This is a genomic window from Inhella inkyongensis, assembly GCF_005952805.1.
In the GTDB taxonomy this organism is placed as follows: domain Bacteria; phylum Pseudomonadota; class Gammaproteobacteria; order Burkholderiales; family Burkholderiaceae_C; genus Inhella; species Inhella inkyongensis.
Genome location: NZ_CP040709.1, coordinates 1120288 through 1145539 on the forward strand (window position 1 = coordinate 1120288; position 25252 = coordinate 1145539).

25 protein-coding genes and 1 tRNA gene are annotated in these 25252 nt (G+C 65.5%); 18 read left to right on the forward strand and 8 right to left on the reverse strand.

What is annotated here, in order from left to right:
• Position 1: 1 nt before the first annotated feature.
• The 7 genes from FF090_RS05550 to pdxA all read left to right on the forward strand — a co-directional run bounded on the left by FF090_RS05550 (position 2) and on the right by pdxA (position 4090).
• Positions 2-388 (forward strand): DUF4870 family protein, encoded by a 387-nt coding sequence (locus tag FF090_RS05550; RefSeq protein WP_138855784.1) that lies wholly within the window; start codon positions 2-4, stop codon positions 386-388.
• A gap of 3 nt (positions 389-391) precedes the next feature.
• Positions 392-739, forward strand: a complete 348-nt coding sequence (locus FF090_RS05555; RefSeq protein ID WP_138855785.1) for a histidine triad nucleotide-binding protein — start codon at positions 392-394, stop codon at positions 737-739.
• A 94-nt stretch (positions 740-833) separates the two neighbouring features.
• On the forward strand, positions 834-1067 hold the full coding sequence (gene tatA / locus FF090_RS05560; protein ID WP_138855786.1) for a Sec-independent protein translocase subunit TatA: 234 nt from the start codon (positions 834-836) through the stop codon (positions 1065-1067).
• Positions 1068-1109: 42 nt separating this feature from the next.
• On the forward strand, positions 1110-1559 hold the full coding sequence (tatB, locus tag FF090_RS05565) for a Sec-independent protein translocase protein TatB (RefSeq protein WP_138855787.1): 450 nt from the start codon (positions 1110-1112) through the stop codon (positions 1557-1559).
• A complete protein-coding gene (tatC, locus tag FF090_RS05570) occupies positions 1559-2338 on the forward strand; it encodes a twin-arginine translocase subunit TatC (protein ID WP_138855788.1) in 780 nt (259 codons plus the stop codon). The genes tatB and tatC overlap by 1 nt, the downstream gene beginning before the upstream one ends.
• A gap of 31 nt (positions 2339-2369) precedes the next feature.
• The gene (locus tag FF090_RS05575) at positions 2370-3119 is read left to right on the forward strand and encodes a Nif3-like dinuclear metal center hexameric protein (protein WP_138855789.1); all 750 of its coding nucleotides are present in this window, start codon (positions 2370-2372) and stop codon (positions 3117-3119) included.
• A complete protein-coding gene (gene pdxA / locus FF090_RS05580) occupies positions 3116-4090 on the forward strand; it encodes a 4-hydroxythreonine-4-phosphate dehydrogenase PdxA (protein WP_138855790.1) in 975 nt (324 codons plus the stop codon). Before FF090_RS05575 ends, pdxA begins: the two co-directional genes overlap by 4 nt.
• A 273-nt stretch (positions 4091-4363) precedes the next feature.
• On the opposite strand, the gene FF090_RS05585 is transcribed toward pdxA, so the two are convergent.
• Together FF090_RS05585 and mscL are read right to left on the reverse strand one after the other, a co-directional pair.
• On the reverse strand, positions 4364-6637 hold the full coding sequence (locus tag FF090_RS05585; protein ID WP_138855791.1) for a DUF1631 family protein: 2274 nt from the start codon (positions 6635-6637) through the stop codon (positions 4364-4366).
• Between the two features lie 76 nt (positions 6638-6713).
• Entirely contained in the window at positions 6714-7133 is a 420-nt protein-coding gene (gene mscL / locus FF090_RS05590) for a large conductance mechanosensitive channel protein MscL (protein ID WP_138855792.1), read from the reverse strand.
• Between the two features lie 240 nt (positions 7134-7373).
• Between mscL and petA the strand changes: the two genes are divergently transcribed.
• The 6 genes from petA to FF090_RS05620 all read left to right on the forward strand — a co-directional run bounded on the left by petA (position 7374) and on the right by FF090_RS05620 (position 11604).
• Complete coding sequence (gene petA / locus FF090_RS05595) at positions 7374-7964, forward strand: ubiquinol-cytochrome c reductase iron-sulfur subunit (protein ID WP_375137405.1); 591 nt, start codon at positions 7374-7376, stop codon at positions 7962-7964.
• A gap of 9 nt (positions 7965-7973) precedes the next feature.
• Positions 7974-9437 carry a cytochrome b gene (locus FF090_RS05600; RefSeq protein WP_138855794.1) on the forward strand — a complete coding sequence of 488 codons (1464 nt, stop codon included), beginning with the start codon at positions 7974-7976 and terminating at the stop codon, positions 9435-9437.
• 20 nt (positions 9438-9457) lie between these two features.
• The gene (locus FF090_RS05605) at positions 9458-10216 is read left to right on the forward strand and encodes a cytochrome c1 (RefSeq protein ID WP_138855795.1); all 759 of its coding nucleotides are present in this window, start codon (positions 9458-9460) and stop codon (positions 10214-10216) included.
• 85 nt (positions 10217-10301) lie between these two features.
• Positions 10302-10919, forward strand: a complete 618-nt coding sequence (locus FF090_RS05610) for a glutathione S-transferase N-terminal domain-containing protein (RefSeq protein WP_138855796.1) — start codon at positions 10302-10304, stop codon at positions 10917-10919.
• Complete coding sequence (locus tag FF090_RS05615) at positions 10919-11395, forward strand: ClpXP protease specificity-enhancing factor (protein ID WP_138858295.1); 477 nt, start codon at positions 10919-10921, stop codon at positions 11393-11395. Before FF090_RS05610 ends, FF090_RS05615 begins: the two co-directional genes overlap by 1 nt.
• 133 nt (positions 11396-11528) lie before the next feature.
• Positions 11529-11604 (forward strand) — tRNA-Thr (locus FF090_RS05620).
• 9 nt (positions 11605-11613) lie between these two features.
• Here the strand turns inward: FF090_RS05620 and FF090_RS05625 are convergent.
• On the reverse strand, positions 11614-11943 hold the full coding sequence (locus tag FF090_RS05625) for a hypothetical protein (RefSeq protein ID WP_138855797.1): 330 nt from the start codon (positions 11941-11943) through the stop codon (positions 11614-11616).
• A gap of 142 nt (positions 11944-12085) precedes the next feature.
• On the opposite strand from FF090_RS05625, the gene secA reads away from it, so the two are divergent.
• The 4 genes from secA to argJ all read left to right on the forward strand — a co-directional run bounded on the left by secA (position 12086) and on the right by argJ (position 17568).
• Positions 12086-14827, forward strand: a complete 2742-nt coding sequence (secA, locus tag FF090_RS05630) for a preprotein translocase subunit SecA (protein WP_138855798.1) — start codon at positions 12086-12088, stop codon at positions 14825-14827.
• A gap of 168 nt (positions 14828-14995) precedes the next feature.
• A complete protein-coding gene (locus FF090_RS05635; RefSeq protein WP_138855799.1) occupies positions 14996-15529 on the forward strand; it encodes a hypothetical protein in 534 nt (177 codons plus the stop codon).
• Positions 15530-15543: 14 nt separating this feature from the next.
• Entirely contained in the window at positions 15544-16239 is a 696-nt protein-coding gene (locus FF090_RS05640; protein WP_138855800.1) for a PEP-CTERM sorting domain-containing protein, read from the forward strand.
• A gap of 102 nt (positions 16240-16341) precedes the next feature.
• On the forward strand, positions 16342-17568 hold the full coding sequence (gene argJ / locus FF090_RS05645; RefSeq protein ID WP_138855801.1) for a bifunctional glutamate N-acetyltransferase/amino-acid acetyltransferase ArgJ: 1227 nt from the start codon (positions 16342-16344) through the stop codon (positions 17566-17568).
• Between the two features lie 120 nt (positions 17569-17688).
• On the opposite strand, the gene FF090_RS05650 is transcribed toward argJ, so the two are convergent.
• Entirely contained in the window at positions 17689-18984 is a 1296-nt protein-coding gene (locus FF090_RS05650; RefSeq protein WP_138855802.1) for a hypothetical protein, read from the reverse strand.
• A gap of 47 nt (positions 18985-19031) precedes the next feature.
• Between FF090_RS05650 and FF090_RS05655 the strand changes: the two genes are divergently transcribed.
• Entirely contained in the window at positions 19032-20285 is a 1254-nt protein-coding gene (locus tag FF090_RS05655; RefSeq protein WP_138855803.1) for a class I SAM-dependent methyltransferase, read from the forward strand.
• A 247-nt stretch (positions 20286-20532) separates the two neighbouring features.
• On the opposite strand, the gene FF090_RS05660 is transcribed toward FF090_RS05655, so the two are convergent.
• From FF090_RS05660 to FF090_RS05675, 4 genes are read right to left on the reverse strand one after another with little or no spacing between them, the layout of a single operon-like run.
• Positions 20533-21000, reverse strand: coding sequence for a thioredoxin family protein (locus FF090_RS05660; protein ID WP_138855804.1), 468 nt, complete (start codon positions 20998-21000; stop codon positions 20533-20535).
• The gene (locus tag FF090_RS05665; RefSeq protein WP_138855805.1) at positions 20997-22244 is read right to left on the reverse strand and encodes a hypothetical protein; all 1248 of its coding nucleotides are present in this window, start codon (positions 22242-22244) and stop codon (positions 20997-20999) included. Before FF090_RS05665 ends, FF090_RS05660 begins: the two co-directional genes overlap by 4 nt.
• Positions 22241-24613: a TonB-dependent receptor gene (locus FF090_RS05670; protein WP_138855806.1), complete on the reverse strand. Its 2373-nt coding sequence runs from the start codon at positions 24611-24613 to the stop codon at positions 22241-22243. The genes FF090_RS05665 and FF090_RS05670 overlap by 4 nt, the downstream gene beginning before the upstream one ends.
• 54 nt (positions 24614-24667) lie before the next feature.
• Complete coding sequence (locus FF090_RS05675; protein WP_138855807.1) at positions 24668-25027, reverse strand: DUF2946 family protein; 360 nt, start codon at positions 25025-25027, stop codon at positions 24668-24670.
• Between the last annotated feature and the right edge of the window lie 225 nt (positions 25028-25252).

Below are 25252 nucleotides of genomic sequence, written 5' to 3' on the forward strand. Positions count from 1 at the left end.
GATGAACGAACCTCAAGTGTTGTTGAGCGCCGAGCAGGAGCACAGCCTGCACACCGTCGGCGTGATCAGCTACATCCTGCACGGCATCGTCGCCGTGGGGGCGGTGCTGCCGGGCTTCCAGCCGGGTGTGTTGCTGCTGATTGCAGCCATCGTGCTCGATCTGGTCAAGCGCGACGAGGCGCGTGGCAGCTGGCAGGCCAGCCACTTCAGCTGGCGGCTGCGCTCGGTGCTCTACGCCGGTCTGGCCTATCTGATCACCGCGCCGCTGTGGCTCTTCTTCCTGATCCCCGGTTGGATTGCCTGGTTCTGCGTCTCGCTGTGGTTCCTGTTCCGCATCATCAAGGGCTGGAGCGCCCTGCAGGCGCGCCGCGCCATGTCCGAGGAGTAAGCCATGACGCATGACCCGAATTGCATCTTCTGCAAGATCGTCGCGGGCCAGATTCCGTCCAAGAAGGTGTTTGAAGACGAGGATCTGATCGTCTTTCATGACATCCATCCTTGGGCCCCGGTGCACATCCTGATCGTGCCCAAGGCCCACATCGTCAGCCATGCAGAGTTGACCGAGGAGCATCAGGCCTTGGCCGGCAAGATGATGGTGCTGGCACCGCGATTGATGAAGGAGTTGGGTGTCACTGGCGGATTTCGCACCGTGATCAACACCGGGCGGGATGGCGGGCAGGAGGTCATGCACCTGCATATGCATGTGATGGGCGGGCCTCGGCCTTGGAGCAAGGGCTGAAGCCCACGCGGCGAAAGTGGTCCAAGCCTGCCCTGTGTCAAGGTGGTGACACAGGGGACGCCTACAATGAAGGCATCAATTCCTGGAGTGAGTCATGGGTGGTTTGAGCATTTGGCACTGGCTGATCGTGCTGGTGGTCGTGGTGCTGGTTTTTGGCACCAAAAAGCTCAAGAACGTGGGGTCTGATTTGGGCGCCGCCGTCAAAGGCTTCAAAGACGGCATGAAGGATGGCGCGGCCTCGACTGAGGAGCCGCAGCAGCGCGTGGGCCAGAGCCCCGACGCCGGCCAGGTGGTCGACGTGCAGGCGACCGAAAAGAAGTCGTCCTGAAACCGCGCTCGCTCTCATTTCTCTCATTGGCGGTAGGTACCCATGCTTGACCTGGGTCTGGACAAGCTCGCGCTCGTGGGTGCGGTGGCGTTGATCGTCATCGGACCGGAGAAGCTGCCCAAGGTGGCGCGCACGGTCGGCCATCTGTTGGGCAAGGCGCGCCGCTATGTGTCGGACGTCAAGGCCGAGGTCAATCGATCGATGGAGCTGGAGGAGCTGAACAAGGTCAAGAACCAGTTTCAGACCGCAGCCCAAGAGGTCAGTGCCGGCTTTCAGGACGTCCAGAGTGGGTTGAACGAGGTGCAGACCGAGTTCAACGAGGCCTTCAGCGAGAGCAATGACTGGGCCGCCAGCGGCCCGAGCTACCAGCACCCCAAGAAAAATTGGCGCGTCAAGCGAGCCGCCACACCGATGTGGTTCAAGCAACGCGCCGGCGTGCGCCGCCATGTTCAATCTGGCGCCGCGCGGGTCGCGCGCTTTAAGCCCCGCTGATGAACAAGACCGATTCCGACGACGAACTGGCCGGCACCGAGCAGCCCTTTGTCGAGCACCTGATCGAATTGCGCGATCGTCTGGTGCGGGCGCTGCTGGCCATCTTGATTGGTTTTGGCGTGCTTTGCGCTTGGCCCGGTCCGGCGGGACTTTATGACCTGCTGGCCGAGCCCATGATGCGCAGCTTGCCGCAGGGCACCAAGCTGATTGCCACGGGGGTGTTCTCAGGCTTCATGGTGCCGCTCAAGATCACACTGATGGGCGGCTTCTTGCTGGCTTTGCCCTTCGTGCTTTACCAAGTCTGGGCCTTTGTGGCGCCGGGTCTTTATTCGCACGAGAAGCGCTTTGTTCTGCCCCTGGTGGTGTCATCCACCGCCTTGTTCTTTGTCGGTGTGGCGTTTTGCTACTTTCTGGTGCTGCCTGCGCTCAGCGCCTTCTTGGTGAAGGTGGCGCCCAGTGCCATTCAGGTGGCCCCGGATATTGAGCAGTACTTCGGCACCGTGCTGACCCTGTTCTTGGTGTTTGGCATTGCCTTCGAGGTGCCGGTGGCCGTGGTGGTGCTCGCGGCGCTGGGCATCGTCAAGGTGGAGCAGTTGCGCGAATGGCGCGGCTATTTCGCGGTGGGCGCCGTGATCGTGGCGGCCATCGTCACGCCGCCCGATGTGATCTCTCAGTTGGCGCTCTTCCTGCCGATGATGGTGCTGTACGAGATTGGCATCTTGGTGTCGGCCGTGTTGAACCGGCGCCGCGCCTCCGAGCAGACTTCGACCGAGGTCTGAGGCCGCGCCCTCGCCAGCAAGGACTTTGCGCATGGCCCTGTGTTCTGAGATCGCGCGCTATTTGGACGAAGCGCTGGGTGTCTCGCAGTTCAAGGACTACGGCCCCAATGGCCTCCAGGTTCAGGGCAAGCCCGAGATTCGGCGCCTGCTGGCCGGGGTGACGGCCAGTCGGGCCTTGATCGAAGCCGCTGTGGAATGGCAGGCCGACGCCCTGTTGGTGCACCACGGGCTGTTCTGGCGGGGTCAGGACGGTCGGCTCACGGGTTGGCTGAAGGATCGCATCAAGCCGCTGATGGTGCATGACATCAATTTGCTGGCCTATCACTTGCCGCTCGATGCCCATCCTGCGTGGGGCAACAACGCCGCCCTGGGGGCTCGCCTGGGCTGGCAGGCCGATCAGCGTTTCGGTGAACAGCAGTTGGGCTTTGCCGCGCTGCTGCCTCAGCCGTGCTCGGCTGAAGCCTTGCAGATGCAGTTGCAGCAGACTTTGGGGCGCTCCGTCTCGCTCTTCAGTGGAGACGGCCGCCCGCTGCGCCGCGTGGCCTGGTGCACTGGCGGGGCCCAGGGGTACTTTGAGGCCGCGATTGCCGCCGGTGCCGACGCCTTTGTGACCGGCGAGATGAGCGAGCCGCAGTTCCATCTGGCGCGCGAAACCGGGGTGGCCTTTTTGGCTTGCGGGCACCATGCTACCGAGCGCTACGGGGTACAGGCTCTGGGCGCGCATCTGGCCGAGCGCTTTGAGTTGGAGTTCCAATTTTTGGACTTGGATAACCCGGCATGAAACCGGTCCTGCTCACGATGGGCGATGCTGCCGGCATCGGCCCCGAGACCGTGGTCAAGGCCTGGGCCCAGGGGCCGAACGCGCCCGCCACCGTGGTGGGCGATGTGGCGGTGCTGCGGCGCGCTTTGCGGCAGTGTGGTTTGTCCATGCCGGTGCAGCAATTGGAGGCACCCGATGAAGCGCCGCTGCCTGGTGCGCTGCCGGTCTGGCAACCCAGTGGCCTGCCGGCGAGTCTGATCGACGGGCCGCAAGGCCAGGTACGTGCGGACTGCGGCGCGGCGGCGGCTCGTTGCATCGAGGCGGCCGTCCGGGTGCTGCAGGCCGGGCAGGGGCACGCGCTGGTGACCGCGCCCATCCACAAGGAAGCCCTACACGCAGCTGGCCAGCCCTACCCGGGTCATACCGAGATGTTGCAGGCCCTGGCCCAAGTGCCCGCGGTGCGCATGATGCTCGTGAACAAGGAGCTGAGGGTGGTGCTGGTGACGGTGCACTTGGCCCTGCGCCACGCGATCACGCAGGTCACCCGTTCGGCGGTGCTGGAGACGGTGCAGATGCTGGACGCTGCCTTGCGTCAGCGATTTGGCTTGGCACGGCCGCGCATCGCGGTGGCCGGGCTCAACCCCCATGCGGGCGAAGGGGGCTTGTTTGGCGACGAAGAAATTCAGTTCATCGCTCCAGCCATTCGTGATGCGCAGGCGCTGAGCATCCAGGCCAGCGGCCCCTGGGCGCCGGACACCGTCTTCATGCGCGCTCGCGCCGGCGAGTTCGATGCCGTGGTCGCCATGACCCACGATCAGGGCCTGATCCCCATCAAATACCTGGGCCTGGACGAAGGTGTGAACCTGACCCTGGGTCTGCCCTTTTTGCGGACCAGCCCGGACCACGGAACAGCCTTTGACATTGCCGGCAGTGGCCGCGCGGACCCGGCCAGCTTGCTGGCGGCCTGGCGCTTGGCAGCCGAACTGAGTTAGGGAAGCGCTGAACAAGTCCCTGCGGGCGCGCCGCGACTTTTCGGGATGCCTGGCCAAGGCGCGAGCCGCAACTCAGGCTGGTGGCCTGAGTAAGGCACGCAACGCCGGCCAGCGCCCGAAAAGTCGATGGCCCGCAAGGGTTTGCGCGATAACCGGCCATCTCGGTCGTTGGCGCGCTCGGCTGTCGGGCCACCAGCCCGACCTTCGCGCGCCGCCTACGATCCGGCCGGTTCTCGCGCAAACGCGTCCCGCGAGGACTTATTCAGCGCTTCCTTAGCGGCCGCCGCTCTTGGCCGGCAGCAGGGCCGCCAATTGCTCGCGCGCGCGGGCCGTAGCGCGTTCCAACAGGAAGGCCGACTCGAAGGCCTTCAGGCGCTCGCTCTCGCACAGGCGCCGCAGCATGCGGGCGGTCATCGTCACGGTCTTGGCGATCTGCTCGCCCTCGGTGAAGATGAAGAAGCTGCGTTGTGCGCTGATGTGGGTGAGTTTGACCTTGCGCCAGCCCTCGCCGGTGTGCATGCGGTAGACGCAGCCCAGCTGCAGGTGCTCGAAGAGTGCCGCACCCTGCGTCGGCTCGGGGGCTTCGGCACTCGGCAGGCCATCGATGCTGATGTCCACGGCCTGCAGCGGCGCTGCTGCTTCGGCACTCAGGTCGATGTCGACCTCCCCCGTCCAGGCCACCTCGGCTTCGGCCACCAGGCCCACCTGATGCGCCTCATCGGGGGCGAACACCTGTTCCAGGTCGATGTCCAGCGAGATTGTGGCGCGCAGGGCCTCGGCTTCGTCGGGCACGGCCAGACCAAAAGCCGCCTCGATGCGTTTGATCAGCAGGTTCTGATCCAGCACCGACAGTGCTGGGGTCTTCAGGGCCTCGGCGTGAACGGGCAAGAGGTCGGCAAACAGCTGCTTGCGCAACGCCTCGGGCGTGCCCACGTTGTCCAGGCCCAGATTGACGCCTCGCACCAACAGCGGCAATTGGGTCAGGAAATCCTTGCGTGCGGCCGAGCCGCCCTTGGGCAGCACCGAGACCGCCAGATCCCGACCCTGGCGGCGCGCCATCAACTCCTGCTGCTCGCCCTGGTTGGCGGCGTGGACGATCACCGCGCTCCAATCGCGGCTGAGGAAGCGCCGCAGGAACTCCGGCAGCGGCAGCTCACCCAGGGCCTTTTCCAACTGCTTTTGGTACTGCAGGCGTTGGCGCGCCTGCGCCTCCTTGCGCTCCAACAGGGCGGCGGTGTCCTGCCCCTGGGCCTGGAGCAGCTTTTGCCCTTGGTCAGCGATGAAGCTCTCGAGCGCGTCAAGCTGCTTTTCGTAAGTGGCCAGGCGCTCGAAATCGCCGCCCGCAATTTCCTCGACCAGCTCGGCCACGCGCTGCAGGAAGCCCAGTCCGGGGTCGCGGCTGAAATCTTCGAAGGCACAGGCCAGGGAGGCCAGGCGGTTGACGAAGCGCCGTACCGGGTGGCTGCGCTTGGCAAAAAAGCTGGTGTCACCGAGTGCTGCGCGCAACACCGGCAGCTGCAGGCGGCCGATCAGGCGCGCCATCTGCGGCGGCACTTTGGGGTCGGCCAGGATGGCGTCAAACAGGCTGGCCACCACATCGATCACCATGTGATCCAGAGGTGTCTGGGTGGCCTGCCGCAGCTCTTCGCGGTGCAGATGGATCAGATTGCCGGCCGCCGGTGCGCTGGCGTCAGCCAAAGATGCCTGGCTGAGCATCGGCGCGCTGAAGTGCAGCCGCCGCAGCAGGTCCATGACCACGGGCTCGACATGGCCCAGACCGCCCCGTGCGCCGATGGGGGCAGGCGCGGCGGTCGCTCCACCCAGGGCTTGACGCTCTGCAGCTGTCATGGCGCCGGCCTGACTGCTGCCAAGGGCGCCAGCTTGGCTGGTGCTGAGTCCGTCGCCGGAACTGGATCGTCCGCCGCCTTCGGCACTCACGGTGCGCATGTCCTGTGCGGTGAGTCCGCGCTGGACGAACTGCATGGCGAGGTCGGAGTAGCAGATCTTCATCAGCAGGGACAGACTGCGGGTTAGCTCCTCGCTCAGGGTCTGGCGCAGTCCGGGCTGGTCGGTCATGCCATCGACCGCGGCCAGCAGGGCGCGTGCGATCAGTTCAGGGCGCACCGGGTTGCGATCCGGTCCGGCCTCAGGGTCACCCAGCAGGGCGCCGGTGTAGGCCTCGACCTCGCGCAACTCCCACTCGCAGCTATGGCCCAGAGCCTTGCCGATGCGGTCAGCCGCAACGATGGCGTCGACCGCCGTGTCGTCGAGCAAGGACAGTTCGCTCCAATTGCTTGGCCGTCCTTGCGCCACGGTTTCGCTCTTGGGGTTCCACGCCTGAATGAGGTTTTGTTGAAACTGGCCCAGGCACTGGCTGCGTTGCTGACGCAGCAAGGCCTGGGTCAGCAGCAGTTCATCGCGTCGCGCAGCCTTGAGGGCCGAGCCGGCCAACTGGCCCGCCGCCTCCTGGGTTCGCTCGATGGCTTCCTCGAAAGCCTGTGCCAGGCGTTGCAGTGCCAGTTGAAGCGAAGGATTGAGGGCAGACATGGCGAGCGAGGCTTGGGGAAGTCCAGAAACAGGCAGGGCGCCCGCAGGCGCCCATGATGCCGCAGAGCTAGCGGAATTAACGCTTCAAAGCGTCTCGGATTTCGCGCAACAGCACGATGTCCTCGGGCGTGGGGGGCGGTGCGGCCGGTGCGGCGGCGGGCTCCTCGCGCTTGAGGCGATTGATCTGCTTGATCATCATGAAGATCACGAAGGCCAGGATGATGAAGTTCAGCAACACGGTCAGGAAGCTGCCGTAGGCCAGCACGGCACCGGCTTTCTTGGCTTCGGCCAGGGTGGTGGCGGTCTGTCCGGCAAGGGCAATGAAGTAGTTGTCGAAATTCAATCCGCCCACCAGCATGCCCACCACGGGCATGATGAGGTCGCCCACCATGGAGTCGACGATCTTGCCGAACGCTCCGCCGATGATGACGCCGACCGCCAGATCGACCACATTGCCTTTGACGGCGAATTCACGGAACTCAGAAAAAATGCTCACGGGCAGCTCCAAGGGACTGGGTACAGGGCGGCGCGCATTGTCGCGATGGGCCAAGCCGGCGATCTAGGTTCCTTCCCCAGGTTGCAGCTTTCCGAGGGGGGGCTTGACCCTGCCGCTAGAATCCGCGCCGCTTTGCGAGCGTGCCTGGGCGAACCCCGGGTGCGCCTGCATTTTTCTGCGCTCCCGATCGGTGGGCGCGGAAAACCCAGAACCGAAACAAGAAACCGCCAGAGGATGCTCATGAGCGAAGTGGACAACAGCAAGCGCACGTGGATGATCGCCACCGGTTGCGCCGGCGCAGTGGGCGGAGCGGCCGTGGCCGTTCCGTTTGTGAAGACCTTTTCCCCTTCCGAGCGTGCACTGGCCGCCGGCGCGGCGGTTGAGGTGGACATCGGCGCCATGAAGCCGGGCGAGAAGCTCACGGTGGAGTGGCGCGGTAAGCCGGTGTGGATCGTGCGCCGCACGCCCGAGCAGCTTGAGGCCCTGAAGAAGACCACTCCCCAAGTGGCCGACCCCGAGAACAAGCGCACCGCCTACCCGACGCCGGACTACGCCAAGAACGAGCACCGCTCCATCAAGCCCGAGTACTTCGTGGCCGTGGGCATTTGCTCGCACCTGGGTTGCTCGCCTTCGGACAAGTTCCAGACTGGCGCGCAGCCTTCGCTGCCCGATGACTGGAACGGCGGCTTCCTGTGCCCCTGCCATGGCTCGACCTTTGACATGGCCGGCCGTGTGTTCAAGAACAAGCCCGCTCCCGACAACCTCGAAGTGCCGCCGCATATGTATCTCTCAGATACCAAGCTGCTGATCGGCGAAGACAAGAAGGCATAAGGACCCAAGATGGCCGAATTCAAAGACGCGCCCGCAGGCGCCTCGGTGGGTGTGAAGACCATGACCTGGCTGGAGAACCGGTTCCCGACCGCGTTCGACGCCTACAAGGTCCATATGTCGGAGTACTACGCACCGAAGAATTTCAACTGGTGGTACATCTTTGGCTCGCTGGCCCTGCTGGTGCTGGTGATCCAGATCGTCACCGGCATCTTCCTGGTGATGCACTACAAGCCGGACGCCAACCTGGCGTTTGCTTCGGTCGAGTACATCATGCGCGACGTGCCCTGGGGCTGGCTGGTGCGCTACATGCACTCCACCGGCGCCTCGGCCTTCTTCGTCGTGGTGTACCTGCACATGTACCGTGGCCTGATCTACGGCAGCTACCGCAAGCCGCGCGAGCTGGTCTGGATCTTCGGCTGTGCGATCTTCCTGTGCCTGATGGCCGAGGCCTTCATGGGCTATCTGCTGCCCTGGGGCCAGATGAGCTATTGGGGCGCCCAGGTGATCGTGAATCTGTTCGCGGCCATTCCCTTCGTCGGCCCGGACCTGGCTCTGATGATCCGCGGTGACTTCGTGGTGTCGGACGCCACCCTGAACCGATTCTTCAGCTTCCACGTGATCGCCGTGCCGCTGGTCCTGCTGGGCCTGGTGGTGGCGCATTTGCTGGCCCTGCATGATGTGGGTTCCAACAACCCCGACGGTGTCGAGATCAAGAAGGGCCCCAAGGACGCCAAGGGCCGCCCGCTTGACGGCGTGCCTTTCCACCCCTACTACACGGTGCATGACATCTACGCGGTGTCGCTGTTCCTGATGGTGTTCTGCTCCATCGTGTTCTTTGCGCCGGAGTTGGGGGGCTACTTCCTGGAGTTCAACAACTTCATCCCGGCCGATCCGCTGAAGACCCCGGCTCACATCGCCCCGGTCTGGTACTTCACGCCCTTCTACTCGATGCTGCGTGCGACCACCTCGGCCTTCATGCCCTTCATGTGGCTGTTCTTCGTCGTTGTGGGCCTGGTGACGGTGCGTCGCTCCAGCCTGCCGGCGCTGTTCAAGAGCGGCTACTGGGGCTTGATGGCAGTGCTGTTCTTCCTGTTTGGCGTGCCGGCCGTGATCGGTGGCTGGATGGGCATGGAGATCGCCAACCCGCTGTTGGCTGGCTTTGACGCCAAGTTCTGGGGCGTGGTGGTGATGGGCGGTACTGTGGTGATCCTGTTCTTCCTGCCCTGGTTCGACAAGGCGCCGGTGAACTCGATCCGCTATCGCCCGGACTGGAACAAATGGCTTTACGCCGTTTTTGTGGTGGTCTTCCTGATCCTGGGCTATCTGGGTGTGCAGCCGCCGAGCACGGCGGGCACCATCGTGTCGCAGATCGGCACCTTGTTCTACATGGGCTTCTTCCTGCTGATGCCCTGGTGGAGTGTGAAGGGCGAGTTCAAGACCCCGCCTGATCGCGTGAACTTCACCGCCCACTGATCGCACGGAGACGACAACCCATGAAAAAAATCATCGCCTCCCTGTTGACCGCCCTGAGCCTGAGCGCTTTTGCCGCCGGCGGCGGTGTGGCCTGGGACCGCTTCCCCCCTGAGAAGATGAGCGACATGGCGTCGTTGCAAAACGGTGCCAAGCTGTTCGCCAATTACTGCCTGAACTGCCACGCGGCGGCCTTCCATCGCTTCAACCGTCTGCGCGAGATCGGTCTGACCGAAGCGCAGATCAAGGACAACCTGATGTTCACCACCGAAAAGGTGGGCGAGACCATGAAGGTTGCGATGGATGCCAAAGAGGCCAAGGAATGGTTTGGCGCCACCCCGCCCGACTTGACCCTGGTGGCGCGCTCGCGCGCCGATGGCGCCAAGGGCAGCGGCGCCGACTACCTCTACACGCTGTGGCGCAGCTACTACCGCGACGAGACCAAGGCGACCGGTTGGGACAACCTGGCTTTCCCGTCGATCGGCATGCCCCATGTGTTGTGGGAACTGCAGGGCGAGCGCAAGCCTATCTTTGAGGAGCGTGAGTCACACGGCCACAAGGAGAAGGTCTTCAGCGGCCGCTGGGAAGTCGTCAAGCCGGGTCTGATGACTGCGCAGCAATACGACAGCGCGGTCGGTGATCTCGTGGCTTATCTGAAGTGGATGGCCGAGCCACAGGCTGCGCAGCGCTTCAACCTGGGCGTGTGGGTGCTGGTGTTCCTGGGTGTGTTTGCGCTGTTTGCCTGGCGCCTGAACGCGGCCTACTGGAAAGACGTGAAGTAAGCCCTGCGGGGCTTGTCGCGCAGTGCCGGGGTGCTGGCCCTTGCACTGCGCTTGTTTTTTTGTTGATTGACAGGAGTCCACCCTCATGATGGTTCTCTACTCGGGCACGACTTGCCCTTATTCGCACCGCTGCCGCTTCGTTCTGTTCGAGAAGGGCATGGACTTCGAGATCCGCGATGTGGACCTGTTCGCCAAGCCCGAAGACATCGCGCTGATGAACCCGTACAACGACGTGCCCATCCTGGTGGAGCGCGATCTGATTTTGTACGAGAGCAACATCATCAACGAGTACATCGACGAGCGCTTCCCGCACCCGCAGCTGATGCCCGGCGACCCGCTGGCCCGTGCTCGTGTGCGTCTGTTCCTCTTGAACTTCGAGAAGGAACTGTTCGCCTATGTGAACATTCTGGAGAACCGCGCGAACGGTCCCAAGCCGACCGACAAGCTGTTGGAAAAGGCTCGTGGTCAGATTCGTGACCGCCTGACCCAACTGGCGCCCATCTTCCTGAAGAACAAGTTCATGCTGGGCGACGACTTCTCGATGCTGGACGTGGCCATCGCTCCGCTGCTGTGGCGCCTGGATTACTACGGCATCGACATGAGCAAGAACGCCGCGCCGCTGTTGAAGTACGCCGAGCGCATCTTCTCGCGCCCGGCCTTCATCGAGGCGCTGACACCCTCCGAGAAGGTCATGCGTCGTTGATGATGGATCAGGAGCAGTCCTTGCCCTCGACGCGCCCGTATCTGATCCGGGCGCTGTACGAGTGGTGCGTGGACGGTGGCTTCACGCCCTTCCTGGCTGTCCAGGTGGGGCCTGGTGTGCGCGTGCCGATGGAGTTTGTGCGCGATGGGCAGATCACGCTCAACATCGGCGCGGACGCGACTCAGGGTCTGCAGATTGGCAACGAGTGGATCGAGTTCAAGGCTCGCTTTGGCGGCGTGGCGCGCGAACTGCTGGTGCCTATCGACCATGTGCTGGCCATCTACGCCCGCGAGAACGGCCAGGGCATGGCCTTTCCTGCGCCGGAGCTTGAAGCGGAGGCGCCTGAGTCGGCGTCGGCCGATTCGGCACCTGTGCTGCGCCTGGCGCCCGAGCCCGAGACTGCAGAGTCCAGTCATAATCCGCCCCCCGACGAACCGCCGCCCAGCCCTCGGCCGGCGTTGAAGCGGGTTAAATAGCAATTGCAAAGGCGGCGCAAGCTGCCGTCGCGAGCGGTCCGAGCTTGAGAGCGAGAAGCGCAGCCGTACATCTGTACGGCGAGCATCGCAACTCCAAGATCGGGTCGCGCAGCAGGCAGATTCGCTGCCTTTTGCCGGCTTAGCTCAGTTGGTAGAGCAACCGCCTTGTAAGCGGTAGGTCATCCGTTCGATTCGGATAGCCGGCACCACACCCCAAATCACCCAAATCCGCCCAGCACCTTGATGCGCAGCTGTGCCTGCGCGCCAAAACGCTCGGCCAGCAAGAGCTCGAGATGGGGCTTGAGTTGCCGCAACTTGGCAGCAGCGGCAGCATTGCGGGCCAGCAAGGTCCAGCCGCTGTCGTCCAGCGGACCGGCCAGCAGTGCGCCATGTAGGCTCTTGGGAATGGCCGCACGCACGCATTCGAGCCGGGCTTTTGAACCGGCCGCCAGTTCGTTCAGATGGGCCAGGCCTTGATGGGCTTGCAAGGCATCCACCACCTTCATGGCGGGCGGTACTTGCTGGGAATAGCGACGCAAATAGGCCATGCCGGCAGTGTAGGACGCACTGATAAACTCGCGCGCTTTGCCGTTTGGTCGCCGCTCTTGCAGCCGGCCGCGGCGTCCCCATTTGCAGGGTCCTTGCCTGAAGCGTTTGCCCAGGCTCCCCATGCCCCGGAATCCCCAGAACATGTTGCCCAAGCTCCTCACGTCCCTATTCGGCAGCCGCAACGAGCGCCTGTTGCGCCAATATCGCAAGGTGGTGCAGACCATCAACGCGATGGAGCCCGCGATGGAGGCGCTCAGCGATGACGGCCTGCGCGCCAAGACCGAGGAACTCAAAGGCCGGGTGGCCAAGGGTGAAAGCCTGGACGCCGTGCTGCCTGAGGCCTTTGCGCTGGTGCGCGAGGGCAGCAAGCGCGCCCTCAAGATGCGCCATTTCGACGTGCAGTTGATCGGCGGCATGGTGTTGCACGACGGCAAGATTGCCGAAATGCGCACCGGCGAGGGCAAGACCCTGATGTCCACCTTGCCCGTGTTCCTGAACGCCCTGACGGGTAAGGGCGTGCATGTGGTGACGGTCAACGACTATCTGGCGCGGCGTGACGCCGAGTGGATGGGCAAGCTCTACAACTTCCTGGGCTTGACGGTCGGGGTCAACGAGAGCCAGGTGCCGCGTGAGGTCAAGCAGGCGGCCTACAACGCCGACATCACCTACGGCACCAACAACGAGTACGGCTTCGACTATCTGCGCGACAACATGGTGCAGACAGTGGAAGAGCGGGTCCAGCGCGGTCTGGCCTACGCCATCGTGGATGAGGTCGATTCGATCCTGATCGATGAGGCGCGCACGCCGCTGATCATTTCGGGTCAGGCTGATGACCACACCGACGTCTATCTGCGTATCAACGCGATGGCGCCGCAGCTCAAGAAGCAGATTGGCGAAGAAGATCCGCGCACCGGCGAGGGCGTGATCGAGGCCGGCGACTTCACGGTGGACGAGAAGTCGCATCAGATCTTCCTGACCGAGGCGGGTCACGAAAGCGCCGAGCGCCTGCTCAATGCCGCCGGCCTGCTGCCCGAGGGCGCCAGCCTCTACGACCCCAGCTATATCTCGCTGGTGCACCACCTCTACGCCAGCTTGCGCGCTCACCATGTGTTCCAGAAGGACACGCATTACGTGGTGCAGAACGGCGAGGTCATCATCGTCGACGAGTTCACCGGTCGCCTGATGACGGGCCGGCGCTGGAGCGATGGCCTGCACCAGGCCGTGGAGGCCAAGGAAGGCGTGAAGATTCAGGCCGAAAACCAGACCCTGGCCTCGATCACCTTCCAGAACTACTTCCGCATGTACGGCAAGCTCGGCGGCATGACGGGCACGGCCGATACCGAGGCCTACGAATTCCAGGAGATCTACGGTCTAGAGACCGTGGTGATTCCGCCCAACCGCCCGACCATCCGCAAGGACGAACTGGACCTGGTCTACAAGACCACCAAGGAAAAGTACGAGGCGGTCATCAAGGACATTCGCGCGGCGCACGAGCGCGGCCAGCCGGTGCTGGTCGGCACCACCTCGATCGAGAACTCGGAGATCGTCTCCAAGTTGCTGGACCAGGCCAAGCTGCCGCACAACGTGCTCAATGCCAAGCAGCACGCCAAGGAGGCTGAGATCATTGCCCAGGCCGGTCGCCCGGGCCAGATCACCATCGCCACCAATATGGCGGGTCGCGGTACCGACATCGTGCTGGGCGGCAACGTCGAGAAGCAGATCCAGATTCTGGAAGCCGACGAGAGCGTGCCGGCCGCGGAAAAGGCGGCCCGTATTCAAAAGCTCAAGGACGAGTGGGCCGGCCTGAACGAGCAGGTGAAGGCGGCCGGCGGTTTGCGCGTCGTGTCCACCGAACGCCATGAAAGCCGCCGTATCGACAACCAGCTGCGTGGCCGCTCGGGGCGTCAGGGTGATCCGGGTGCTTCGCGCTTCTACCTGTCGCTGGACGATTCGCTGATGCGCATCTTTGCTGGCGAGCGCGTCAAGGCGGTGATGGAGCGTCTGAAGATGCCCGACGGCGAGGCGATCGAGGCTGGCATCGTCACCCGTTCGCTCGAGGGCGCACAACGCAAGGTCGAGGGCCGCAACTTCGATATTCGCAAGCAGTTGCTGGAGTACGACGACGTCTCCAACGACCAGCGCAAGGTGATCTACCAGCAGCGCAATGACATCCTGGAGACCGCCGATCTGCTGCCGCAGATTCGCCATCTGCGGGAGGGTGCGGTGACCGATCTGGTGCGTGCCCATGTGCCAGCCGAGAGCCTCGAAGAGCAATGGGATCTCCCCGCCCTGCAGCGTGCCCTTAAGGACGAGTGGCAGCTGGAGCTTGACCTGGTTGGCATGACCAAGGCGGCCGATAGCATCACCGACGAGGACATCCTGGAAAAGACCCTGGCCGCCGCGCATGCGATGTTCGATGCCAAGGTCGCGGCCATCGGTGCCGAACAGTTCATGCCTTTCGTGCGCATGGTGCTCTTGCAGTCCATCGATCATCGTTGGCGGGAGCATCTGGCGGCGCTGGACTATCTGCGCCAGGGTATTCATCTGCGCGGCTATGCGCAGAAGAACCCAAAGCAGGAATACAAGCGCGAGGCCTTTGAGCTGTTCTCGCAGTTGCTCGACGCCGTGAAGCTGGAAGTGACGCGCGTGCTCATGAATGTGCGCATCCAGACCGAGGCCGAAGCCCAGGCCGCAGCCGAGGAGGCCGCGCGAGCCGCTGCCGCCGAGATGCCGCGCAACCTCACCTACACCCATCCGAATGAGGATGGCTCCGTCTCGCAAGAGGCCGCTGCCAGCTCAGAGTTCCTGGGCGTGGGCCGCAACGACGCCTGCCCCTGCGGCAGCGGCAAGAAGTTCAAGTTCTGTCACGGCAAACTGGCCTAAAGCCTGTCGGCGGCCCGCCACGGCGGGCCGAATATCCCCCGGGCGTGTGACCTATGCACGCCCAAACCCCTGCGACACGGGGGGTGGTGAAAGCCAAATCCCCGTAGCATTCGTTCACACAAAATTTTTGATGGCGCTTTTGCCTTCAATCCCTGGAGACTCCAGATCATGAAAAAAGCCCTGGCCCTCGCCACTTTGATCGCTGCACCCGTGCTGGCATCCGCGTCTCCGGTGGAATTTACGGTGTCGACCCCGTTTGACCTCGCCAACACCTCGTCGACTGAGTTGACGCTGGCGGGCGCAACCTACCGCATCTTTGTGGACACCATGGCCGAGGGGGGCAACGACATCAGCCTGACCTCGGTTCGCCTGTTCAATGGCAGCCAGAGCATCGTGTTCGATGCGGCGGCGGACGGCACTCAGTTGCAATTCTTGGGTTCGAATGTTGTCCCCATGGACCCGGCAAATGGCATCTTTGCTGATCAGTTCTTGACCCACTTTGAGCTGCTGAGTCCGCAGACCTTGTCGGCTGGCATCTGGAAGATTGAAGTAACTGGCACCGACGACGACAACAAGCGCTACGACGAATACTCCGTGCGCCTGGTTCCGCAAGCCAATCGGGTGCCCGAGCCGGCCTCTTTGGCCCTCGCCTTGGCGGCCCTGGCGCCCCTGGGTGTGCGCTTTAAGCGCCGCGCAGGCTGAGCAGGAAAACCATCATGCAAGGGCGTCGCCTCTTTTCTGCGCTGGCTGCAGCCGGCTTGATGCTGGTGGGGGGCGCCGTGCAAGCTCTGGAACTGAGCTACGGTGGTACGGCCGGGGTGTCCGTGACTGCCAACAGCTCCACCGGAGGTTCGAATCAACTGGTTAGCCGCTACACAGCCGGCACCATGACTTACCAAGACCGGGCCGGCAACAGCTTTGCTGCTTTTTGCGTCGAGCCCAGTCAGCGCTTTGCAAATGGTGCAAACGGGTTCGTAGACTTCACCATCGGTAGCTTTTCAGCGGCTACTGAGGCGCGTCTTGAGGCTCTGTACTCGACCAGTTTTGCTTCCACAGTTGGCAATAGCGCCCAGGCTGCAGCATTTCAATTGGCCATCTGGGAAATTGTCAACGAGGCGCCGGGCCAGCCCATGTCGCTGGCCTTTGGAAGCGGCAGCATCTATCTGACCGGCACCCATGTCGGAAACGCAGCCCAGAATTTGGCCATGACCAATACGCTGCGCGCCTCCGCTCAAAGTATGTTGACGGCGGCTCAGAACTACACAGGCCCCAACCTCTATCAGGTCAGCTACCTGTCCAACGGGACCTTCCAGGACATGGTGATCGCCCAGGCCGTCCCCGAGCCGGCTACCTACGCACTCATGGGCTTGGGTCTGTTGGTGATCGGCCTGCGCAAGCGGCGCCAGGACTGAATTTCCCGGGACGGATAAAAGGGCAGCTTAGGCTGCCCATTTGTTTTGCCGCGACACCCTTCGATCCCTTTCTAGAATCGCCGGCCCCATTTGGAGTCCCCCATGCCCGTCGATCTCACCGCCCCTCTCCCTTCCGAGCTTTTTGCAGTGCCCGGCGTGCGCATCGGCAGCACCATGGCGGGTGTGCGCAAGGTCGGCCGGCGCGACCTATCGGTTTGGTTGCTCGATGAGGGCAGCGCTGTGGGTGGGGTGTTTACGCAGAACCGCTACTGCGCCGCGCCGGTTCAGTTGTGTCGTGAACATGTGGCGCTCGGGAGCGTCCGCGCGTTCTTGATCAACACCGGCAACGCCAATGCCGGCACGGGGGCCGATGGCTTGGCGCGTGCGCGTCGTAGTTGCGGCGCATTGGCAGCCAAGCTCGGACTGCTTCCCGAGCAAGTGCTGCCGTTCTCGACCGGTGTGATCATGGAAACCTTGCCGGTCGAGCGCATCGAAGCTGGCCTGGATGCCGCCCTGCTGGCCGCGGCGCCCGACCACTGGTTTGAGGCCGCCCAGGCCATCATGACCACGGATACCCTGCCCAAGGCTGCCTCGCGCCGTATCGAGATCGAGGGTCGTAGCGTCACGCTGACGGGCATTGCCAAGGGCGCCGGCATGATCCGCCCCAATATGGCCACCATGCTGGGCTTTGTGGCCACCGATGCCTGCGTGGCTCCGGCTCTGATGCAGGCCTTGGCGCGCGAGGCGGCTGATGCGTCCTTCAATCGCATCACGGTCGACGGCGACACCTCGACCAATGACAGCTTTGTGGTGGTGGCCACGCAAAAGGCCGGCCACGCGCCCATCACCGATCTGGACAGTCCCGCTGGTCGCGCCCTGCGCGCGGCCTTGAATGACTTGGCCGTGCAATTGGCCCAGGCCATCGTGCGCGACGGCGAGGGTGCCACCAAGTTCATCCGCGTGCAGATCGACGGGGGGCGCGATGAGGCTGAATGCCGCTTGGCCGCGTATGCGATTGCGCACTCTCCCCTGGTCAAGACGGCCTTCTTCGCCAGCGACCCCAATTTGGGCCGCATCCTGGCTGCGGTGGGCTATGCCGGCATTGCTGATCTGGATCAGAGCTTGATCGAGATGCACCTGGGTGATGTGCACGTGGTGACGGCCGGCGGCCGCCACCCTGAGTATGTTGAAGCCGATGCGGCGCGGGTGATGAAGGGCAGCGACATCCTGGTGCGGGTCAATCTGAACCGCGGGAGCGCCACCAGCACGGTGTGGACCTGCGACTTCAGCGAAGACTACGTCCGCATCAACGCCGACTACAGATCCTGACCCCCCTCGATGCGGCCCAAGAGGCCGCCTCCCCCCGAGGGGGCGACACCAGCGGCCCGGCAAAGCCGGTTCCGCGGTGTCTGCTTGATAAAGGCCGAATATCCTGCGCCTCAGCGCTGGCTAGAAGTCAATGGCGCGGGTTTTCCAGCCGCGCGCGACCATGGTGGCGTTGACGATCTGCGCTTCCTCGCGAGTGCCAAAGGGCCAGACGGCTGCGCGCCAGCCCAGCGGCGTCTCGAACACCTCGCCCTCCAGGATGTGGGCATCGCGGGTGGTGGCGGCCACATGGGCGCGCATGCGCTCCAGCTGGGCCTCGGCTTCGGACCGCTTGGCATAGCCCGGGCTCACCAGGGCTACTTGGGGGCCTTGCGGTGCCGCGCGCGGGCGCAGATTCTCCGGATCCTGCGCGCCTCGGTAGGGGCGTGAGGCCGCCGCACTGGCCGGCTCGGTGCGGCTTTCTGCAGCGCCGGGCTTGCCTTGCAGCACGGCCTTCGGGCTGCGCGCGGTGCTGGGCCGGGTCGGGCCCAGGCGTGGACGGATGTCGGGGGGCGCCGTGCTGCTGGCGGGCGACTCTGCGGCCGGGGGGCTGCTGGCGGCTGATGCGGCCGAGGATGGGGGCGCGGCAGGGGCGGCAGCCGATGCAACGGGTGCGTGGTTAGGCGCGCTAGGCCCCGTGGTGGGAGGCGTTGCGGCGCTTGGTGCCGAGCCCGGCAAGGCCTGGGGCACGACGGCGGAGGGCGCCGCGCTGGCGGCGGCCGGGGCCGGCTCGGCCTGTGACTTTGGCGTGGGCTGGGCGGCGAGGCTGACCCACAGGGCCACGGCGGCCAGACTCAGGGCGCTGGCGGCCAAGCCCAGAACCAGAGGGCGCGCAAGGTGGCGGCGCGCCGCCAGCACCTCCAGGCCACGCGGACCCTCTCCGACCAGCACCCGCAGGCGCTGGCCGCGCACGTCGATGGCGGCGGCCACCAGCCAGCGCTCCAGCGGCCAGGCGCCCGAGCAGGCTTCAGCCAGGGCGCTATCCACCGCCACTTGGCGCTGCGGCCATTCGGCCAGGCGCTCGTCCAAGCCGGTCCAGGCGCAGCGCAGGGCAAAGGCGGCCACGCGCCGGGCCTTGAGGCCTTCGACAAACTCTTCGCTGAAGACCGGCCAGGGGCCTGCAGTTCGGCGCAGCAGCGATTGGGGGCGGCGAATCCAGCCCGCCAGCTTGTCCTTCCAAGGCGCTGCGGTGGGCGAGGTGGGGGTGGCAGCCTGCGTGGCCGCATCCAAACTGGGTTCGACGGCCTGGGCTGGACCCATAAAGGGTAGGCTGACCCAGCCCATGCTGTGCACGGCCTCGGGCCCGATGCGAACCGCGAGCGGATGGCGGTTGTGCCAGGCACGCACGGCCTCCTGGATGGCGGCGGGGGTCAGGCTCATGCGTGGGCGTGGGGTTGGCTCATGGTGAGCGGCGGACAATGTGGGCCATGGATTCTGAACGCTCTGCTCTTGCTCCCGCTGCTGCTGCGGCCCCCGATGAAGCTTTGATGCGCTTTGTGTCGCTGTGCGAACAGGCCCTGCAGTCCGGCGCCTGGCAGCGTCTTCAGCTCAGCCACCCGGGGACGACCGTGGGCGATCTGCAGCGCATTCTGATGCGCCCGGTGGCGCTGCGGGGTCAGGCCCAGGTCCAGACTGTGTGGCGGCATGCGACCAAGGACCTGACCCGCAACCTCACGCCCGACCAGGCCCTGCAGTTGTTGCGTGAGCAGCTGGGGGTGGGCCTGCGTGCGGGCCTGCTGGTGGATGCCCAGGCGCAATGGCAGTTGGACTTCAATCGGAAGGGCCGGGCGCGGCTGGCGCGCCATGGCGCGATGGCCGCAGCCCCAGGCCCGAGCCAGCCGGCCGCAGAGGCACAGACGCACAACCGCAGCAAGGAACGCTGGCTGGACCTGGCCCATCCGGCCTGGGCGGCGCTGGGGCTGGCCCAGTTGGGCCGCGATGGCCAGCCCAGCCTGGTGCCGGCCATGGCGCGCAAATGGCGGCAGATCAATCACTTCATCGAAATCTTCGACGCCGCGCTGCGTGCCGCCGACCTGGCGCCGGGCCAAACGGTGCGGGTGGCCGACTTCGGCTGTGGCAAGGCCTACCTGACCTTTGCCGTGCACGAGCATTTGCGCCGTGGCGGCTGGCAGCCCGAGGTGCGCGGGGTGGAGTTGCGTGAGGACCTGGTGGCGCAGACCGAAGGGCTGGCACGCCGCTTGAACCTCCAGGGTTTGAGCTTCAGCCAGGGCGATGTGGGTCATGAGGCGGTGCAGCCGCTGGACGTGATGATCGCGCTGCACGCCTGCGACACCGCCACCGACCACGCGCTGCACCACGGCCTCCGTGCTGGTGCGCGTGTCATTCTCAGCGCCCCTTGCTGCCATAAGCAGCTGCGGGGGCAATTGCAGCCCCCTGGCGTATTGCGCCCCTTGTTCAAGCATGGCGTGCACCTGGGCCAAGAGGCCGAGATGCTGACCGATGGCCTGCGCGCCCTGCTCTTGGAAGGGGAGGGCTATGAGACCCAGGTGTTCGAGTTCATCGCGCTGGAGCACACGCAGAAGAACAAGATGATCCAGGCGGTGCGCCGTGCCCAGGCCCTGGGTGCGCGGCAGCAGGAAGCTGCAGATCAGGCCCAGGCCCTGAAGTCTTTCTGGGGTGTGCGCGAGCAGATGTTGGAGACCTTGCTGCGCCAAGGCTAAGTACCCACCCCGGGGAAGCGGCCCCAGGGTGGGCCCAGCCGCGACCCTGAACCTGTCTGCGGACGTCAAAGCGTGGAGCCACAGGACCGGGGACGCTACCCACAAGCGACAGACGCAGGCCGGCCCGCGGCGCAGCGCCAGGGCTTGCCGCGGCCTGTGCGGAAACAGCAGGCTGCGCGTCGTCATGGGCGGCATCTTCGGCGCGTCGGGCGCGTGCCAAAGCGCGAGTACGCCCGGACTTTTAGCCCTACTGATTGCTTGGTGTTGGCCGGGCTTTTCTGCGCGTCTCCGGTTTCGTCTGCAGGGCCTGCAGTTGCGCCGAACTGGGCTGGGCCAGGGCAAACAGCGGCGCCTGCCCCGGCCGCAGTAGGGCGAGATAGGGCGTCATGCCGCGCCACTGTGGGTCGATGCCGTGGCGCAAGGCCAGGGCGTTGCCAGCGCCAAAGCTGAAGTGACGGGCTGCTGTAGCCTGTTCTGCAGGCTCGCCCGCGTCGGTCTCGACGCGCCAGAGCGGTACCTGGGGGTACTGTTGCTGCAGGCGCGCGATCAGGCCCGGGCAATGGGCGCAGTCCGAGGCGCTGAAGACCACCCAGGTGGGTTCGCGCACCTCGCGTTGCAGGCGCGGCCAGGTGCCGGCCTCGAAGGGCTCGGTCGGGGCCGCCGCGAGGGCCATGGGCGCCAGGCTCAAGCTGAGTGAGAACAGCAGGGATCTCATGCGGGCAGCCCCAGCAGGCGCAGTTGCTCGGCATCGCGCCAGGCACAGAACAGGGCTTGGCCCTGGCGCAGCAGGCGTGGGTGATCGCTGATCTGCTGGCTTTGCGCCAACTCGTGGGGGCGCCAATTGCGGCCGTCGTCCCGGGAGAGCAGGGCGCGAAGACGCGTTCGTTGACCGTCGAACTCGCGCCAGACCAGGGCCACTCGCGGGCCGACGCTGATCAGATCAGCGTGCTCCGCGCGGGGCAGGGTGCGGAACGGGCCCTGCGGGCGACCGCCTGCATCCAGCCGCCCCCAGCGCACGGCGCTCACGCCGGCACGCTGTCCAAACCAGCAGGCATGCCAGCCGCCATCGGCCGCCGCCGCCAGGCCGGGGCCGTGGTGCGGGCAGGCGTCCAAGGCCCAGCGATCCAGGCTGGCGCGTTGCAGCGCCGGGCGGTCGTCGGTGTCCTCACCCCCACTCAGAAGGGCGAAGGCGTGGTCGCGTTCTTGAGCAAACGAAGGGCCGCTTCCGAGTTTGCTCACCCCCTCGGGGGGCGGACGATGCGCGGCGTCGGCCTGGGGGCGCTCATCGGGTTCGAACACATGGCGCCACATCGCACCCAGGCCCCCATTGGCCCCCGGTGCCAGTGCAATGCGGCAGCACTCGCAGGCATGGTCGGCCAGCTTCAGATCGGGGCCGAAGCTGGCGCCGCCATCCAGGCTGAGGTTGCGATAGACCGCAGCGCCTCGGTAAGGGCGTCCCTCGGCCTTGGCGGCTTCCAGGTCGCGCTTGTCGATCCACACCGTGTGCAGTCGGCCCTGGCCATCGAAGGCCAGATTGGCAAAGCGGTGCGTGATGGGTTGGCGATCCTGGTGCACGGTGATGGGCGGCGCAAAGCTAGCGCCGCCATCGGTGCTGCGCAGCAGGCGGACATCGCCGGTGAAGGGCTTTGCGCCCGGCCGCACATAGGCCAGCAGCACCAGGCCCGGGTGTTGGACCGGCCCGAACAGCAGACGCGGCACGGCCTCACCTTCGGCGGCGACCTTGTCGCCCGCGGTCACCAGCAGCTTGCCGTCCTCCAGTGCCCCAGCGCCTTGGCGCAGGCGCAACTGGCCCTGGGCATCCAGGCCGGCAAACCAGGGGCGGCCTTGCGCATCAAAGGCGGCAGCGGTGGCCAGCGCCAATTTGGGTTGGGCCTGCAGCCTTGTTGCGGCCAGCGCGGCCGTGGCGCCCATCAGTGCCTGGCGGCGGGTCAGTGTCATGGCGTGCTCCAGCGCAGTTCGGCCAACAGAGTGCGGCCGGGGTAGGGGTGGCTTTGGAAAGCCTTGGCGTTGGTGGCGTTGTTCAGGCCCAGGGCCAGCTCCCAGCCGCGTGCGGGGCGCCATAGCGTGCGCAAGTCCAGCAGGCTGAAGCGCGACACGCCGCCATAGACGTCGGGGTGGACGTCGCTGTTCGTGGCGCTGTTGTAGGCGCGCCCGCTGACGCGCCAGCTGGCCGAGACCAGGCCCCAGGGCAGCCGGTAGCTGGCCTGCACATTGGCGCGCAGCTTGGGCACACGGGGCCAGAACTTGCCGACCTGGGCCGGGTCTCGGACGTTGGCCAGCACCTTGGATTCCGCCAGGGTCAGATTGCTGTCCAGGTTCAGGCCCTTGAACCCCAGGTCCTGCACCTGCCACACCAACTCCAGCGCGCGGGTGCGCACCCGATCCACATTGCTGACGCGGGTGACCGAGGGGCTGACGGTGGCATCGCTCTGCCGCAGGATGGCGTTGCGCACTTCGTCCTGTACCAGCGCCACGCGCAGCTTGTTGCGGTCGCTGGGCTCCCACTCGGCGCTCAGCTCCAGCACCGTGCCCTGTTCGGCCTGCAAATTCGGGTCGCTCAGGGTCTGACTGGTGGCGGTGAAGGTGCCGTTGTAGAGCTCCTCGACATTGGCAAAGCGCAGGCCGCGGCCCAGGCTGGCCTTGAACAGCCAGTCCTCGCGGGCGGCCCAGGCCAGGCTGGCCTTGGGCGACTCGCCCTGCTGACGTCGTTCGGCGTGGCGAAGTGTGCGCAGGTACTGTCCGTCGCTCTGCAGTTCGCAGCTTGTCAGGGGGGCGGTGCGGCAACTCGCGGCTCGCAGGACTTGTTCGCCGGAAAAGGCCTGAAAGTGCTCACTGCGCCAACCCAAGGTCAGGGTCCAGTCCGGCGCCAGCGCCCAAGCGTCTTGAAGATAGAGCGCGCGGATCTCGGTGCGGCCCCGGTAGGCCTGGTTCAGCGTGAGGCCTTCCACGCGCCAATCGCCGCTCTCCAGGGTGGGACTGTCCAGTCGGTAGCGGTTTTGGTGCAGGCCAAGGGCAATGCGGTGCTGTTCTCCGCGCCAGAGGCCTTGCAACTCCAAGGTGCCCCAACCGGTGCCGTCGCGCCGCGTTACCGTGCCCTTGCCGCCCGAGCTGAAAGCCTCGGGGTCCGGGAGGCTGGCCTGGTGGGCGCGATCGTGCGCGATGCGATAGCCCGAGGCCACCAGCGAGGCATTCCAACCCGGCGTCTGGCGGGTCTTCAGGCTCAGCCCCCACTGCCGATGCGCCTCCTTGCGCAGGCTCGGCGCAAAGGCCGCAGCCGGCAGGGTGAAGCCGCGTTCGGGGTGAGCCGCATCGCGCACTGCGCCACGCCAGACAAGGGCTCCTTGTGCGTCGCGCAGGAAGCTGCGGTTGTGGCTGTCGCTGTCGTGCTGCCAACCGGCCAGCAGCCAGCTGGCGCGCCAGCGTGGCCCCAGATCCGCGCCGAGCTTGAGCTTGGCCGTGTGCTGCACGGTGTGGTCGTAGGCACCGGCGTTGGCACCCAACATCGCGCGCTCTATACCCTGGGGGTCGCGGTCGTAGCGGATGCCGCTGACCGTCACGGCGTTGGCGGCCGGTGCATTCCAGCCCTGGGGCCCCGCCAATAGGTTGAAGTACTGCATGGGCTGCGAGTGCGCATCCTGCTGGTTCAGGCTCAGGCTGGCCCACAGTCCGGAGCCTCCCCCCGCGTCCCAGCGCTGGGCCAAGTAGGCGCTGGCCTGCTGGCTGGGCAGGCTGTCGCGCTGCCCATAGAGCTCGAAGTCTTGCTGATGGCGGCTCCAGCGCGCGCTGGCCTCGAAGCGCTGGGGTTCGCGTTCCGTCACGAAGGCGGTGGCGCCGATGGAGTTCCCGGGCAGCAGGGCCGAGAAGGGGCCTTGCAGCATGTCCACGCGGGCGATTGCCTCTAGTGTCACCATGTTCCAGCGCGGGGCGTCAAAGCGGCCGAGGAAGTTGGAGATCAGGTACCCGTCCACATAGGCAAGACCGCGGCTGGGTTGCAGGCTGCCGAAGCTGCGCCCGCTGATCAGCGCGTTGCGGTCACCCACATAGCGCTTGCGGATCGTCAGGCCGGGAAGTTGGGCCAGCGCATCTTCGGGGTTGATGAGGTTTTGCAGGCGCAGGTCCTCCGCGCTCAGGCCGCTGAGGTTTCCGGGGGTGTCCACCGGCAGTTGAGCGCGAATGGCACGGCCCACCAGGACCACGGTTTCAAGTTGGGCGTCGCTGGCCACGCCTTGGGCCAGGGTGGGCAGGGTGAAGCAGGCGGCCAGGGCCGCGCAAAGCGCGCGCGGGCGCGCCGTCAAAGCGTTCGACATGGAAGGGGGTCTCGACGTGAAGGAGCTCGCCCGGCGGGCAGGCGAGGCGGGGCTTCAGCGCGAGGGTGGGGGTGCGCGGGCCGGCGGTAGGCCGCACAGGCTGGGGCGGGCTGCGTCAGTCGGCAGGGTCGCGCTCTGGACCTGACTGAGGGCTGCGAGGTGCGGCAGTGCCGCTGGGGCTGGGTTGCCGCCCAGGCTCTGGCTCAGTGAGCCGCAGGCCGAGCAGTGCTCAAACCAGCCGTGCGCGGGGGCGCGTTTGCTGGTTCCGCTATCAGGCGCCCGACAAACCCCAGTGAGCGGGTCGCCCTGGCCCAGAGCCACGCTGACCACGGGGGCCAGCAGACCCAGCACCATGGCCACCAGCGCCAGGTAGCGGGCGGTCAGGCTGGGGGAATTTGGGCGACTCAGACTCATCAGGACGTCATTCTAGGAAGGGGGTCTGCAGGGCCGCCTTGTTCTGCTTCAACCTTGTCTTCTGCGTCGTATCAAGGTCGGTCTTTGGGGCTTCGCCGGGTTTACCCGAGCTTGTTCTGCGTCAAGGCGCCCCCAGGGCGTTTGGGCCATGCGCATAGAATGCGCCGCCTTTTCGGCCGAGCCCTTTGGGGGTCTCGGCCTTGCGTCCGTGGCTCAAGCGAAAGC